The sequence below is a fragment of the Actinomycetospora sp. 2LY8.5 genome (assembly GCF_057180585.1).
In genome coordinates, this window is record NZ_JBXUHE010000028.1 from 55,004 (window position 1) to 69,152 (window position 14,149).

The 14,149-nt window shown below is 72.5% G+C and carries 11 protein-coding genes; 5 read left to right on the plus strand and 6 right to left on the minus strand.

The window, feature by feature from the left end; genetic code table 11:
- Nucleotides 1-3: 3 nt before the first annotated feature.
- Together AC2A1K_RS24695 and AC2A1K_RS24700 are read right to left on the minus strand one after the other, a co-directional pair.
- Nucleotides 4-450 carry a hypothetical protein gene (locus AC2A1K_RS24695; protein ID WP_483898987.1) on the minus strand — a complete coding sequence of 149 codons (447 nt, stop codon included), beginning with the start codon at nucleotides 448-450 and terminating at the stop codon, nucleotides 4-6.
- Nucleotides 451-459: 9 nt separating this feature from the next.
- Nucleotides 460-1,761 (minus strand): TetR/AcrR family transcriptional regulator, encoded by a 1,302-nt coding sequence (locus AC2A1K_RS24700; protein ID WP_483898988.1) that lies wholly within the window; start codon nucleotides 1,759-1,761, stop codon nucleotides 460-462.
- On the opposite strand from AC2A1K_RS24700, the gene AC2A1K_RS24705 reads away from it, so the two are divergent.
- Both AC2A1K_RS24705 and AC2A1K_RS24710 read left to right on the plus strand, forming a co-directional pair.
- Nucleotides 1,665-2,300 carry an acyclic terpene utilization AtuA family protein gene (locus AC2A1K_RS24705; RefSeq protein WP_483899024.1) on the plus strand — a complete coding sequence of 212 codons (636 nt, stop codon included), beginning with the start codon at nucleotides 1,665-1,667 and terminating at the stop codon, nucleotides 2,298-2,300. The genes AC2A1K_RS24700 and AC2A1K_RS24705 overlap by 97 nt on opposite strands.
- A 115-nt stretch (nucleotides 2,301-2,415) precedes the next feature.
- A complete protein-coding gene (locus AC2A1K_RS24710; protein WP_483898989.1) occupies nucleotides 2,416-3,831 on the plus strand; it encodes an MFS transporter in 1,416 nt (471 codons plus the stop codon).
- Nucleotides 3,832-3,968: 137 nt separating this feature from the next.
- Here AC2A1K_RS24710 and AC2A1K_RS24715 read toward each other — a convergent pair whose 3' ends face one another.
- Nucleotides 3,969-5,537: a class I adenylate-forming enzyme family protein gene (locus AC2A1K_RS24715; RefSeq protein ID WP_483898990.1), complete on the minus strand. Its 1,569-nt coding sequence runs from the start codon at nucleotides 5,535-5,537 to the stop codon at nucleotides 3,969-3,971.
- Nucleotides 5,538-5,612: 75 nt separating this feature from the next.
- Here AC2A1K_RS24715 and AC2A1K_RS24720 point away from each other — a divergent pair, with 75 nt between their 5' ends.
- Together AC2A1K_RS24720 and AC2A1K_RS24725 are read left to right on the plus strand one after the other, a co-directional pair.
- Nucleotides 5,613-7,274 (plus strand): AMP-binding protein, encoded by a 1,662-nt coding sequence (locus AC2A1K_RS24720; RefSeq protein ID WP_483898991.1) that lies wholly within the window; start codon nucleotides 5,613-5,615, stop codon nucleotides 7,272-7,274.
- Nucleotides 7,274-8,791: a CoA-acylating methylmalonate-semialdehyde dehydrogenase gene (locus AC2A1K_RS24725; RefSeq protein WP_483898992.1), complete on the plus strand. Its 1,518-nt coding sequence runs from the start codon at nucleotides 7,274-7,276 to the stop codon at nucleotides 8,789-8,791. The genes AC2A1K_RS24720 and AC2A1K_RS24725 overlap by 1 nt, the downstream gene beginning before the upstream one ends.
- Before the next feature lie 47 nt (nucleotides 8,792-8,838).
- Here AC2A1K_RS24725 and AC2A1K_RS24730 read toward each other — a convergent pair whose 3' ends face one another.
- Genes AC2A1K_RS24730 through AC2A1K_RS24740 form a run of 3 tightly spaced genes read right to left on the minus strand, consistent with a single transcriptional unit; the run spans nucleotide 8,839 to nucleotide 13,018 of the window.
- Nucleotides 8,839-10,287, minus strand: coding sequence for an aldehyde dehydrogenase (locus AC2A1K_RS24730; RefSeq protein ID WP_483898993.1), 1,449 nt, complete (start codon nucleotides 10,285-10,287; stop codon nucleotides 8,839-8,841).
- A 53-nt stretch (nucleotides 10,288-10,340) separates the two neighbouring features.
- Nucleotides 10,341-11,984, minus strand: a complete 1,644-nt coding sequence (locus AC2A1K_RS24735) for an AMP-binding protein (RefSeq protein WP_483898994.1) — start codon at nucleotides 11,982-11,984, stop codon at nucleotides 10,341-10,343.
- A complete protein-coding gene (locus AC2A1K_RS24740) occupies nucleotides 11,981-13,018 on the minus strand; it encodes a phosphotransferase family protein (protein ID WP_483898995.1) in 1,038 nt (345 codons plus the stop codon). The genes AC2A1K_RS24735 and AC2A1K_RS24740 overlap by 4 nt, the downstream gene beginning before the upstream one ends.
- 252 nt (nucleotides 13,019-13,270) lie before the next feature.
- Between AC2A1K_RS24740 and AC2A1K_RS24745 the strand changes: the two genes are divergently transcribed.
- Nucleotides 13,271-14,128, plus strand: coding sequence for an SDR family NAD(P)-dependent oxidoreductase (locus AC2A1K_RS24745; RefSeq protein ID WP_483898996.1), 858 nt, complete (start codon nucleotides 13,271-13,273; stop codon nucleotides 14,126-14,128).
- The last annotated feature ends 21 nt before the right edge of the window (nucleotides 14,129-14,149 follow it).

Sequence of the window (14,149 nt, forward strand, 5' to 3'; positions counted from 1 at the left end):
GTCTCAGGTGAAGACCAACCGGACCTCACAGTTCAGTGCGGCCTCGAGCGCCGTGTGCAGCCTGCTCTCGGGCACGGTGCGCCGGTGCGCGGCAGGCAGGGTGACGACGGCGACCTCCTCACCGGCCTCCTCGACGCGCTCGAACCCGGCACGCACACCGAACGCCGCGAGCACACCGAGGGCGTCCTCGTCGGTGCCCCGACTGACGAAGGTCACCGAGCGGATCGCCGGCTCCTGCCCGGCGAAGGCGGCGGCGCAGTGCCCGACGGCGAGAGCGCGAACCTCGGCGGCGTCCGCGCCCGGGATCAGCAGCTCCAGATCCCGCGCCCCGCGGCGTCCGTGCAGAGCGACGTCGGGAACGGTTCCCAGCGCGGCCGTTCCCGCGGCGAGCTCGGTGTCCTCGAGCGCTCCGGTGGGATCCGGGTCCAGGCGCACCACCGCACGACGCACCCGCCGACGCTAGCAGCCGGGTGGCGGTCCGTCGGGTCGGCCGACGATCTCCGGGCGCGGTGTCGGGGTCGGAGCGGCACCGAAGAGGACGCACTCGCGCAGCAGGAGGTGTCGACGCTCGGCGGGTTCGGGCCCGTCACCCAGCGGCACCCAGAGCGTCGAGCGCAGGGCCCGGCGCAGCAGTGCGGGGTCGCGGGGCGGCACGAGCTCGCCGGCCCGGACCCCGTTCTCGATCAGTTCGCCCACCAGGCGCAGCCGCGCGGCGTTCTCCGGCGGCGGCGGGTCGGCCGAGGTGAGCGCGAGCGTGCGCCACCAGTCCTTGACGACGAGGAACTCCGGGCGGAACACCTCGCCCGCCGAGGCCATCAACCTGATCAGCGCGTCGATGCGCTCCAGCACGGCTCCGGGCGCGGTCGCGATCGTCTCGAAGCCGTCGAGCAACCGACCCGAGAAGCGGTCGATGATCGCCTCGAGCAGCTCCTGCTTCGACCCGACGTGACGGTAGAGGCTGCTGGGGCGGATCCCGGCCCGGTGTGCGATGTCACGCATGGTGGTCGAGGCGTAGCCGCGCCGAGCGAACTCCTCCCGGGCGGCGTCGAGGATCTCCGCGCGCCGTCCGCGGGGTGTGTCGGCGTCGCGCACCCACGATGCCGCGATCTCGACGGCCAGGTGCAGCGGCGCCGAACCGTCCAGCCGAGTCGGAACCGAACGCTCGCTCGCGATCCCGCCGAGCACCAGCGAAGCCAGCGACGAGACCGTCGCCCGCAACTCCTGCACCTGCATGTCGCCCGCGAGGTCGAACACGGCCCGGCCGAGCACGGTGGCCAGCTCGGCGACGTCGACGGTGGCTCGAATCCGTCCGCCGGCTCGGGCCGCCGCGAGCAGCTCGGCCCAGCGTCGGTCGAGGACCGCCGGTTCGTGCCCCAGCAGGTCCCGCAGCTCGGGGCCGGCGGTCGACGGGGCGTCGAGGGCGGACATCCGGATCGCCGCGCGGTGGCGCTCGGCGACCCGTGCCACGGCGTCCGCGAAGGCGACGACGTCGTCGGTGGCGTCACCGGTGTCCGGGCCGGTCGCGTGGGCGAGCGCGTCGAGGTCGGCGTGGAAGTCCGAGATCAGCTCCGCGGCCAGTGCCTCCTTGGAGGGGAAGTGGTGATAGAGGCTCCCGGTGAGGATGCCGGCGGCGTCGGCGACGTCACGCAGGGACGTCTGGCTGTATCCCGTGCGAGCGAACACCGACCGCGCGATGTCCACCAGCTCCGCCCGGCGCCCCAGCGGGGGCGGGGTGGCTCCCCCCGCCGGGCTCGTCGTCACCCCCAGAGTATGCCTCGGGTGACCGACGCCCCCGCCGGGCTGGCCACGCGGCTGCGCGAGCTCGTCGGGCTTCTCGGACTCGATGCGACGAGGACGTCGTCGTCTGCGGTCGGGTCACCGACGCCGCGCTCACGGTCGGGCCGGCCCCCGGCAGCGGTGGGCAGGTCACCCCGGACACGGTGACCGCCGCGCTGGTCTACGAGATCGGCTCGGCGCGCTACCCGACGCCGGACGTGACGGCCCGCGTCGACTCGGTTGCGCTCGTGGGCGGCGGCCCGGACCGGGTCCGGCTCACCTGCGCCGGACGTCGAGGCCAAGGCCCAGCTCCTGCAGGACGCTCTGTGGGCGAGACTCGGCGGCCGGCAGCGTTTCGACGCCGTCGAGGTCGACCTCGTGCGCAGCGACCGACCCGCGCTGGGCGCGGGCGCCTCGTCGAATGCACTCCTCGACCCGCAGGCGAAAGGGCTGGGGGAGTTCCTGCGGACGCGAGAAGTGGACCTTCCCGAAGCGTTGCTCACCGGGACGGGAACCATGCTTGACGTCACGGCGGAAACGGACGAAACTTAACCAACCGCTCGGATGGGTACGCGCCGAGTGTGATTTCTGCGCGCGATCTCTTCGCCGGCCCGTCCATAGAGTGAGGATCACGAGACGATGACGCCACCCTCGCCCACCGGATCGTCCGTGCTGGCCCGAATGGATCGCATTCCCGTGGCGACGCGATCTCAGCGCTCATGGTTGGTCGTCATGAGTGTCCTGTTCTTCTTCGACGCCGCGGAGCAGGCTCTGTACGGGTACACGGCTCCCGCGCTGCGCGAGGAATGGGGACTGAGCGTCGGCCAGATCAGCCTCGGCACCGCGAGCACCTTCGTGGGGATGGTTGTCGGTGCGGTGGTCGGCGGTCGGCTGGCCGACCGGATCGGGCGCCGGCCGGTGGTCTTCGGCGGGCTCCTCGTGTTCAGTATCGCCTCGCTGCTGACGGCCCTCGTCCCGAACTTCACCTGGCTGGTCATCGCCCGGTTCGTCACCGGCGTCGGTATCCAGGCCGTCCTCGCGACCTCGATGATCTACGTCGGGGAGAACCTGCCGCCGAAGCGACGGGGACGCTACGTCGCGGTCGTCATCTGGGTGGGCCTGTTCGCGGTCCCTGCGGTGGCGTTCCTCGCGAGCGTGATCGTCCCCTCCGGACCCGGGCAGTGGCGCTGGCTGTACGCCATCGGCGGTCTGGGGCTCGTGGCGATGCTCGCGTACCGTGCGGTTCCCGAATCCGTGCGCTGGCTCGTCGTCCGAGGTCGACACGTCGAAGCCGACGCGATCGTCTCCCGACTCGAGCGCGAGGCGCGCAGCGGATCGTCGCCCTTGCCCGAAACGGAGGAGGCGACCGCCGTGCCGACCTCCGACCGAGGATCACTGACGTCCGTTCTGCAGAAGTATCCGGGTCGGTTCGCAGTTCTCGCCACCGCGCTGGCCTTGTTGACACTGGTCAGCTACGGGTTCAATCAATGGACACCGACGTTGCTGTCCGAGCTCGGACTGGACACCCGTACTGCGCTCCTGTTCTCGGCTATCATCATTCTCGGCGCACCGTTCGGAGCGCTGATCGCCGGGTTCGTGTCGGACCGATTCGAGCGCAAGTTCGTCATCATCGTGTTCGGCGTGCTGTTGGCCGCGGTCGTCTTCGGTTTCGGATCGGTGAGCAACCCCGTCGCGCTCATCGTGTCCGGGGCACTGGTCGCGGGCGGGACGCAGGCACTGACCGCGGTCTTCTACACCTACGGGCCGGAGCTGTTCCCCACCGGTGTCCGCGGTGTCGGGTACGGGTCGGCGGCGGGCGTGGCCCGGGTCGCCGGCATCGCCAGCGGGCCGCTCATCGCCCTGACCGTCACCCTGGGCGGTTTCAGCGGCGCCGCCTACTACCTGGCCGGGGCGGCTCTTCTCCTCAGCGCGGTCGTGGCGTTCGGCCCGCGCACCCGCGGGCGTCTCACCGAGGCGACGGCCGACCGGCCGGTCACGGGTCCGGGCCGTTGCGGGCCGACGGAAACCGCCGATCCCGTCGCGTCCTCGGACTGACCGGCGGAGGTCCCACCGGGACGGTCGAGGTCGTCGGTCGCGAACGGACGACGGGTCGCGGCGCCACAGCGCAGGGGTCGAGCCGGTGGGGACGTGAGCCACGGGTGGCGACGCCCCGCGGTGCCGGCGAGCAACACTCAGCGGTCGAGCAGTGCGGGCAGCTCGGTGCGCAGCACCTTACCCATGGCGTTGGTGGGCAGCTGCTCCACCGTGCGCCACTGCTCGGGAATCTTGTAGCGGGCCAACTGCTCGGCACACCGGTCGGCCAGGTCGGCGAGCACCGAGTCGGCCTCGCGTCGGTCGACCGGCTGGACGATCGCGGCGACCCGCTGGCCCAGCCGCTCGTCCGGGACGCCGAGGACCGCGGCGGCCGCGACGCCCGGGTGGGCGGCGAGCACGCGTTCCACCTCGGCCGGGTAGACGTTCGCGCCGCCGCGCACGATCACGAGCTTGCGACGGTCGACCACGGTCAGCCACCCGTCGGCGTCGACCCGCCCGACGTCGCCCGTCGGCGTCGGCCCGGCCTCGGGCGGCACGATCTCGCGGTCTCGCCAGAAGCCGAGCATCGGGGTCCACACCTCGGCACGGTCCCCCGTGGTGCTCGCGGACACGCGCAGCTCGCCGACCTCTCCGGGCGGCAGCCGGTGTCCCTCGTCGTCGTACGCGGCGACGTCGAGGTGGGGGAGAACCCGTCCGCTGCTCCCGGTGGGCGGCGCCGACAGCGGGTCGGCCGGGTCGATCGAGACCACACTCGGTGCCTCGGTCAGTCCATAGGTCGCCCGGAGGTCGACGCCGGGGTGGGCGGCAGCGAAGGCTTCGCGCAGCTGGGCCGAGGTGTCGCCGCCGCCGCTCCAGATCTCGGTGAGCGGGCCCGTGTCGAGGCCGGGGGAGCGGGCGAGGTCGTAGACCTGCGCAGGCGCCCCGTTCCACACCTCCACGCGCTCGGCACGTATCCAGGCCGCGACATCGTCGGCGCGGCGCACGTCACCGACCACCGCGCAGCCCTGGGCCTGGGCGGTGAGCAGGGTGGTCAGGACCATCATGTTCAGGATCGTCAGGGCGAAGGTGTCCCCCTTGCGCAGCTCGGGGCCCCAGCCACGGGTCTCCACCAGCACGGCCCCGGGGAGCAGGAGGTTGCGCTGGCTGTGCACGATCCCTTTGGGGGTGCCGGTGGTTCCGCTGGTGAACGCTATGGCGGCCGGGGCGTCGAGGTTCTCGGGGATCCGTGGTGCGGCCGCGGGCTCGCGGTCGGGCCGCACCAAGCGGGTGGCCTCGACCACGCGGCCGCCGTCGACGCGACCCCCCTCGATCCGGCAGGCCGGACCGGCCAGCACCACGGTGGGGCGAGCGGCGTCGGCGAGCGCCCCCTGCTCGGAGGCCGTGAGTCCTTCTCCGATCCCCGTCCAGACGGCACCGACCCGCTGCGCGGCATGGAAGGCGACCACGATGTCGAGGTCGTTGGGCAGGCAGGCGCCCACCCGATCGCCGGGGCGGACGCCGAACTCCCACAACGCCCCGGCCGCGAGGTCGGCGGCCCGATCGAGCTCCGCGTAGCTCAGCGTCCCCGAGCGCGCCGAGACCGCGGCCGCCTGCGGGCGCTCGGCGACGGCCCGGTCGAGGACACGGGCGATCGACCTCGGGAGTTCACGACGACGGCCCCGTCGAGTCCGGGCCCCGCCGTCGGCCGCCACGTCTGCCACGTTCACGCGGTCTCCTCTCGACCTTCAAAGTATTATAAGTTTTGCAACTGAGGTCAACGGCTGACGCATCAGGGAGCGGAGATGGCTGGTCACACGGCGGACTGGAACCTGGCCGACGTCTGGGAGGCGCTGGCCCGCCGGTTGCCCGGTGCGCCCGCGCAGATCCAGGGGTCGCGTCGGTTCACCTGGTCCGCGTTCGACCAGCGGGCCGACGGCGTCGCGGGGGCCCTGCTCGACGAGGTGCTCGGCCCGGACGACCGCGTTGCGCAGTACTTGCGCAACGGCCCCGAGTACGCCGAGGTGACCCATGCCGCCTTCAAGATCGGCATTCCGGCCGTGAACACCAACTACCGTTACGGCAGTGAGGAGCTCCTCCATCTCTGGGAGGACGCCGACGTCACCGCGGTGGTCTTCCACGGCTCGTTCACCGAGCGTGTGCAGGAGCTGCGGGGTCGCGCCGGGCGGATCCGGACGTGGATGCACGTCGACGACGGCACCGACCCCTGCCCCGCGTGGGCCGTGCCCTACGAGCAGGCCGCGGCGTCGGCGCCCTCGGCGTCCGGTGGGACCCCGGTCCGCTCCCGGTGGGGTCGCCACGGCGACGACCTGTTCCTGCTCTACACCGGCGGCACGACCGGACTGCCCAAGGGAGTCATGTGGCGCAGCGTCGACATGCTGGAGCAGATCGACGAGGTGGGGCCCCGCGCCTTCGACCTCGGTGCCGGTCCGGAGAGCATCGGGACGCAGGTCGACGGCCCCGGACGGGTGCACGTCTCGGCCAGCCCCATGATGCACGGCACCGGACTGTTCGGGGCTCTGATCACCATGTACGACGCGGGCTGCGTCGTCTCGCTGCTCGATCCCGGCTTCGACGCCGACGAACTGCTCACGGCGATCGACGAGCACGGTGTGAGCAGCCTGGCGATCAGCGGCGAGGTGTTCGCCCACCGCATCGCCGACGCCCTCGACCGCGACGCCGGGCGGCGCGCGACGGGCTCGGTGCGCGACGTCCTCAACAGCGGCGCGATGCTGTCCGAGGAGTCCAAGCGTCGCCTGCTCGAGCACTGGCCGTCGGCCACGATCGTCGACGGGTTCTCCTCGTCGGAGGGCTTCGGCCTGGGCTGGTCGGTCGCCACGAAGGGCGACATCCCACCCACGGCCCGGTTCGCGCTCAGTCCGCGGGTGGCCGTGCTCGACGACGACGGCGTGCCCGTGCGTCCCGGGGCCGGGGCGGTCGGGCGCCTGGCCGTCGCCGGCCGCGTGCCGGCCGGGTACTACAAGGACAGCGCGAAGAGCCGCACGACCTTCGTGGACGTGGACGGTGTCCGTATGGCGCTGCCGGGCGACCGCGCGACGGTGACCGACGACGGGATGGTCGCGCTGCTGGGGCGGGACTCGCTGTGCATCAACACCGGCGGAGAGAAGGTCTTCACCGAGGAGGTCGAGGCCGTGATCCTCGACCATCCCGATGTGCTCGACGCCCTCATGGTCGGAGTGCCGGACCCGCAGTGGGGGCAGGCCGTCACGGCCGTCGTGAGCGCGCGGGGGGAGACGCCCCCGGAGGACGCGCACATCGTGCGCCACGTGAAGGCGAGGCTCGCGGGATACAAGGCCCCGAAGGACGTCGTGATCGTGGATCGTGTGCCCCGCGGGCCCAACGGCAAGCCCGACTACCCCGCGGCCCGCGAGATCGTCGAACGGTGGCGCTCCGGCACGGCGCCCGCACCGGGAAGGAACCCCTGATGGAGACCCTGCAGCACTGGGCCGGCGGCGCCGTGCTCAAGTCGACGACCGAGCGTTTCGGTGAGGTCACCGATCCGGCGACCGGCCTGGTGTCGCGTCGGGTGGCGCTCGCGACCGAGGCGGATGTGGAGGCGGTGGTGGGGGCGGCGCGGGAGGCGTTCCCGGGGTGGCGTGACACCTCGCTGGCCCGGCGCACGCAGATCCTGTTCGCCTTTCGGGAGCTGCTCAACGCCCGCGCCGGCGAGCTCGCGGGGATCATCACCGCCGAGCACGGCAAGGTGCTCTCCGATGCGGCGGGGGAGGTCGCGCGCGGGCAGGAGGTGGTGGAGTTCGCGTGCGGGATGCCGCACCTGCTCAAGGGCTCGGCCACGGCGAACGCCTCGACCGGGATCGACGTGTCCTCGGTGCGCCAGCCGTTGGGGGTGGTGGGGGTCGTCTCGCCGTTCAACTTCCCGGCGATGGTGCCGATGTGGTTCTTCCCGATCGCGATCGCGGCGGGGAACACGGTGGTGCTCAAGCCCTCGGAGAAGGTCCCGTCGGCGGCGCTCTGGATGGCCGAGCTGTGGCGTGAGGCGGGGCTGCCCGACGGGGTGTTCAACGTGCTGCACGGGGACAAGGTGGCGGTGGACGGGCTGCTGACCCATCCCGAGGTGAAGAGCATCAGTTTCGTGGGCTCGACGCCGGTCGCGCGGTACGTCTACGAGACGGGCACGGCGCACGGCAAGCGGGTGCAGGCCCTGGGTGGGGCCAAGAACCACGCGGTGGTGCTGCCCGACGCCGATCTCGACCTGGCGGCCGATCAGGTGGTCAACGCGGGGTTCGGGTCGGCGGGGGAGCGGTGCATGGCCATCTCCGCGGTGGTCGCGGTCGGGCCGGCGGGGGATCCGCTGGTGGAGAAGATCGAGGCGCGGGCCCGGGGGCTGGTGACCGGGGACGGGCGCCGCGGGGCGGACATGGGTCCGTTGGTGACCCGCGCGGCCCAGCAGCGGGTGTCGGCCTACGTGGAGGCCGGCGAGGCGGCGGGGGCGAGGCTGGTGGTCGACGGCCGCGGGGTGATCCCGGACGCGGAGCGGCCCGAGGGAAGCGACGGTGGGTTCTTCGTGGGGCCGACGTTGTTCGACCACGTGCGCACCGACATGTCGATCTACACCGACGAGATTTTCGGGCCGGTGCTGGCGGTGCTGCGGGTGGAGACCTACGAGCAGGCCGTGGCGTTGATCAACGCGAACCCGTACGGGAACGGGACCGCGATCTTCACCAACGACGGGGGCGCGGCGCGGCGGTTCCAGCACGAGGTCGAGGTCGGGATGATCGGGGTCAACGTGCCGGTGCCGGTACCGATGGCGTACTACAGCTTCGGTGGCTGGAAGAACTCGCTGTTCGGTGACACCCACGCCCACGGCACCGAAGGCGTGCACTTCTTCACCCGCGGCAAGGTCGTCACCACACGCTGGACCGACCCCGCGCGACGTGGCGGATCGGGCGAACTCGACCTCGGCTTCCCCCGCAACACCTGACCGCCCCCCGGGGTGCTCCGCCCCCACGCGTCGCCCCCACGCGTCCGTCAGCTGAGATACAGCGACTGCAGCTGCTGGTACGACGCGAGACCCTCCGGGCCGAGCTCCCGGCCGTATCCGCTGGACTTGAACCCGCCGAACGGGCTGAAGTGGTCGATGTCGTAGTAGTTGATCCCGATCGAGCCGGTCCGGACCGAGGTCGCGACGGCGCGTGCCCGCTGCGGGTCGGCGCTCCACACACTGCCACCGAGCCCGTACTCGGAGTCGTTGGCGATGCGCACCGCATCGGCGTCACTGTCGTAGGGGATCACCGACAGCACCGGGCCGAAGATCTCCTCGCGGGCGATGGTGGCGTCGTTCGAGACGTCGGCGAAGACCGTCGGTGAGACGTACCAGCCCCGGTCGAGGTCGGCCGGTCGGCCACCGCCGACGATCAGCCTGCCCTCCGTGCGGCCGATCTCCAGGTAGGCCTCGACCCGCTCGCGCTGCCGTGCGCTGACCAACGGGCCGATCATGGTGGCGGGATCGAGGGGGTCGCCGACCGGCAGCGACGACGCGAGGCCGGCGAACGCGTCGACGACCTCGTCGTAGCGGCTGCGCGGAGCGAGCACCCGGGTGCCGAGCATGCACGTCTGGCCGGAGTTCACCAGGGTGCAGGCGAACAACGGGGCCATCGCCGAGGCGAGGTCGGCGTCGTCGAGGATGATCGTGGCGGACTTGCCGCCGAGCTCCAGGGTGACCGGGCGCAGCAACGCGCCGCACGCCTCGGCGATCGACCGCCCCGCTCGTGTCGAGCCGGTGAACGCCACCTTGTCCACGCCGGGGTGTCGCACGAGCAGCTCACCGGTCGCCGTGCCGCCGGTGACCACGTTGAGCACGCCGGGCGGGAGCCCGGCCTCCCGTCCCAGCGCCGCCGTGGCGCGTGCGTCGAGCACCGTCTCGGGCGCCGGCTTCAGGACGATCGTGCAGCCGGCGGCGAGCGCGGCCGCGAGCTTGAAGAAGATGAGGGTCTGAGGGAAGTTCCACGGCACGATGGCTGCGACCACGCCCATCGGTACCCGACGCACCACCGTGGTCCCGCCCGTGCGCGAGGTCCGCTCCTGCTCGAGCGGTGTCGTGCGCGCCAGTTCGGCGTAGTAGCGCAGCAGAGCAGCGGGGGCCTGCGCCTCGGAGAGCGCCGCGATGGACGTCGGCATGCCGTTCTGCCGCGTCACGAGGTCGCCCAGCTCGGCCCCGTGTTCGGTCATCAGGTCGGCGAAGCGGTCGAGCACGCCGGCCCGCCGGTCGGGTGCCCACGCGGCCCAGCCGGCGGGGTCGTCGAACGCCCGCCGGGCGGCGCCGACGGCGACGTCGACATCGGTCCCGTCCGCGTCCGGGACCGAGGCGATGACCTCCTCGGTGGCCGCCGAGACGACGTCGATCCGCGCGGTCGCGTGGGCGGCGACCCAGGTGTTCTCGACGAAGACGGTGTCGCTGAAGTACGCCAGATCGTCCATGCGAGCCTCCAGGCCCGGCGTCCCGGGTGAGCGGGGGGTGAAAGGTGCGGCCGTCATCGAGCGCGTTCCCGGTGGTCCGGGCGACCCTGGGCGAGGGCGGTCTCGCGGGCCCAGGGGTAGTCCGGCTTGCCGGCGGGGGAACGGCGAACCTCGTCGACGAGGGCGAGCACGCGCGGAAGCTTGAAGCCGGCGAGCGCGGCCCGGGCGTGCTCCTGCAGTGCGAAGAGATCGACCGGGGCGGCACCGCGAGTGGAGACGACCGCGGCGACCACCTCTCCGAGGCGATCGTCCGGTACCCCGACGACCAGTGCGTCGAGGACGTCGGGGTGGCTCTTGAGCGCGGACTCCACCTCGTCGGGGAACACCTTCTCGCCGCCGCTGTTGATCGACAGCGAGCCGCGGCCCAGCAGCGTGACGGAGCCGTCGGGGTTGGACACGGCCCGATCACCGGGCACGGCCCACCGAGTGCCGTGCGCGTCGACCCGAAAGACGCGGGCGGTCTCGGCCGGGTTGCGCCAGTACCCGGTGGGAATCCGCCCGCGCAGCGCCAGGAAGCCGGGCTCACCGACCGGTGACTCGACGAGGTCGTCGGTCAGCACCGAGGTGCGCGCGTCGGCCGCGAACACGGGCAGGCCCGCGCCGGTGCGACCGAGCATGGTGCCCCCGGAGCCGGTCTCGCTCGCCCCGTATCCGTCGATGATGGTGACCCCGGGCAGCTGGGCCGCGATCGCGTCCTTCACCGTCGCCGAGAGGACGGCGCCGCCCGAGGCGAACGCCCGGAGCGCGGCGAGGTCCCAGCGGCCGGAGTGCTCGTCGAGTGCGTCGACCAGTGGGCGTGCCATCGGGTCCCCGACCACGATCATGACCCCGACGTCGCGCGCGTCCACCAGGTCCCAGATGCCGACGGCGTCGAACCGCCTCCCGGTCCACAGCACGGCGGTGCCGCCGCTCGTCCACGCGCGGAGCACGGTCCACTGTCCGTTGCCGTGCATCAGAGGCGCCAACGCGAGCCACGCCTCGGCCGGTCGACCGACGTGACCGAGCACGTCCGACGGCCTGGTCAGCGGCTCACCGAGGCCCCCGCCGCCGCCCGCCGCCGCGAAGAGCAGGTTCTCGTGGGTCCAGAGAACTCCCTTGGGCAGGCCCGTGGTGCCCCCGGTGTAGAGGAGATAGCCGTCGTCGTCGCGCCGGGGCGCGAAGCCCCGGGTCGCCGGCGCCGCGGCCACCGTGGCGGCGTAGTCCGACACGCCGTGCTCCGGTGACTCCGGCGTCAGGGGAGCCGGACCGGGGACGACCAGGACGGTCGGCACCCGGGGGAGGTCGACCACGCACTCGACGACCGGGGCGGCGAGGTCGCTCTCGACGACGACGACCGCGGGCTCGGCGTCGCTCAGCACGTGCCGGATCTCGGGTTCGCGATAACGGTAGTTGACGTTGACGGGCAGGGCGCCCAGCTTGAAGCACCCGAGCATCACCTCGATCCACTCGAGCCGGTTGTGCGCGAGCACCGCCACCCGGTCCCCGCGCCGGGTGCCGAGGTCGGTCAGCGCGTGCGCGATCCGGTTCGCGTGCTCGTCGAGCTCGCCGTAGGTGAGCTGCTGTCCGTCCGAGGTCACCAGAGCGAGACGCCCGGGATCGATGTCGGCCAGCGCTTCGAAGAGGTCGGCGAAGTTGAACGAGGGGACGGGGCAGGTCACCGGGTCCTCTCCTGCGGTCGTGAGGCGAGCAGCCGCCGCGTGCGATCGAGGTAGATCGACAGTGCCGTCGGCCAGAGGGCCAGCCGCTCGTCGGGGAGGGTCCCGGCCTCGTAGGCGGCGACGCCGCGCAGGACGATGGCGCAGGTCTTGGCCGACTCGGCCGCCTCGAACGCCTCCACCCCGACGGCCCGGCGGCCCGTGGACCGTTCCCAGCCGTCGATCATCTCGGTACGGGAGAACATCCCGGGCAGCGCGAAGTAGTCGTAGGACGGCAGGCCCATGTCGTTGAGGGTCGGGTCGGACGGGAACCACGTGAGGAGGTAGGCGAGGTCGCAGAGGGGCTCGCCGTTGAACGCCAGCTCCCAGTCCAGCAGGGCGGTCAGCTTCCCGTCCTGCCACATCGTGTTGCCGATCTTCGGGTCGCCGTGGACCGGTGTGGGCGCACCGCTGGTGGTCAGGGGCCGGGAGAGGATCTCGTCGAGCAGGGCGACGACCTCCGGTCCCAGGCTCCGGGCGGACCCCGGAGCCTCGGCGTCCACGGCGGCGAGCTCGCGCCAGGAGCGGTAGACCTCCGGGGGCGGTCGGGCGTCGCCGAGACATGGCAACGGCTCGAGCCGGTGCAGCGCACCGAGGGCGTCGATCCACTGCCGGCACATCCCGTGCCGGAGCTCGGGGGAGGCGTCGACCAGCCAGGGCGGCGCCGTCATCTCGAAGGCCTCGCCGGCCACGTGCGTGCACAGGTAGAAGGGTGATCCGACGATGGAGTCGTCCACCGACCATCCGTGAACCTGGGGGACCGGGACCGCGGAGGTCGCGGCCCGGACCTCCGCGAGCACGTCGTGCTGGCGACGCATGTCGTAGGGCGGGAGCAGTCCGCGCCCGCGCGGCGGGGTGCGCAGCACCAGCTCCGGGCCGCGCAGCAGATAGGTCTCGTTGGAGAAGCCCGTGGACAGCGCGACGACGTCGCGGATCGAGCCCGGAGCACCCAGATAGGACTCGATCGCGGCGCGGCGAGACGCGAGGTTCCGCGGCATGGCGGGCCCCTTCCCGGAACCGGCGCGGTGCCTGTTCCCGACCGGATCGTTGAGAACGGGCGGAGCGTGCAACGGTCGGTCGGGCGACGTCAACCCGCCGGCACCGCCCGACCGGGTTCTGGCAGCGGAAGAACACCGGCTGGCACGCTCGTGACACTCCGGTGGACATGACGTTTCCGCTGGTTGACGCCCTGCTGAGCGTCCGCCTACGTTCCCCACCAACGGGATGGGAAAGCCGAGCGAGGGAGTGCCATGGCGGACGACGACGTCTCGACCGACGGCGCGGGTCGGGCCCGGCGCTTCGTCGGAAGGTCCGCTCTGGTCACCGGCGGCGGTTCGGGCCTGGGCTTCGCGTGTGCGGGCCGGCTGATCGCCGAGGGCGCCGTCGTCACCCTCTGCGGCCGGGACGAGGAGAAGCTGGCGAAGGCCGGCGTGCTCCTCGGCGACCAGGCCCGGACCGTCGTCTGCGACATCACCGACGAGGACGCGGTGACGGCCGCGGTGGCTCGCGCCGCCGAGACGACCGGCCGCCTCGACCATGCCGTCGTGAACGCGGGATTCGGCTCCGGCGCTCCGGTCATCGCCCACCCGACGAGCGACTGGCAGGCCGTGGTGGAGACGAACCTGACCGGGTCCTTCCTGACGATCAAGCACGCGGGCCGGGCGATCGCCGAGGCCGGCGGCGGGTCGCTCGTCGCGATGTCGTCCATCGCCGGGGCGCTGACGCACCGGTTCATGGCGGCCTACAACGCGACCAAGGCCGCGCTCGAGATGCTGGTCCGCACAGCCGCCGACGAGCTCGGCGTGCTCGACGTCCGGGTCAACGCGCTGCGTCCCGGGCTGGTCCCGACCGATGCCTCGGTGCTGCTGACCGACACCGAGGCGGTCCGCCGGGACTATCTCGCCAAGATGCCCCTCGGGCGGGTCGGCACGCCCGACGAGGTCGCCGCGGCCGCGGCGTTCCTGCTCTCCGACGAGGCGTCGTGGATCACCGGGGTGCTCCTGAGCGTCGACGGTGGCCACCACCTGCGGGGCGGACCGGACATCGACCCGATCGTCGAGGCAGGTGCCGGGGCGGAGTTCGTGCGCACCGTCGGTCTGCGTTCCTGACGACCCCGATCAACGACGGAC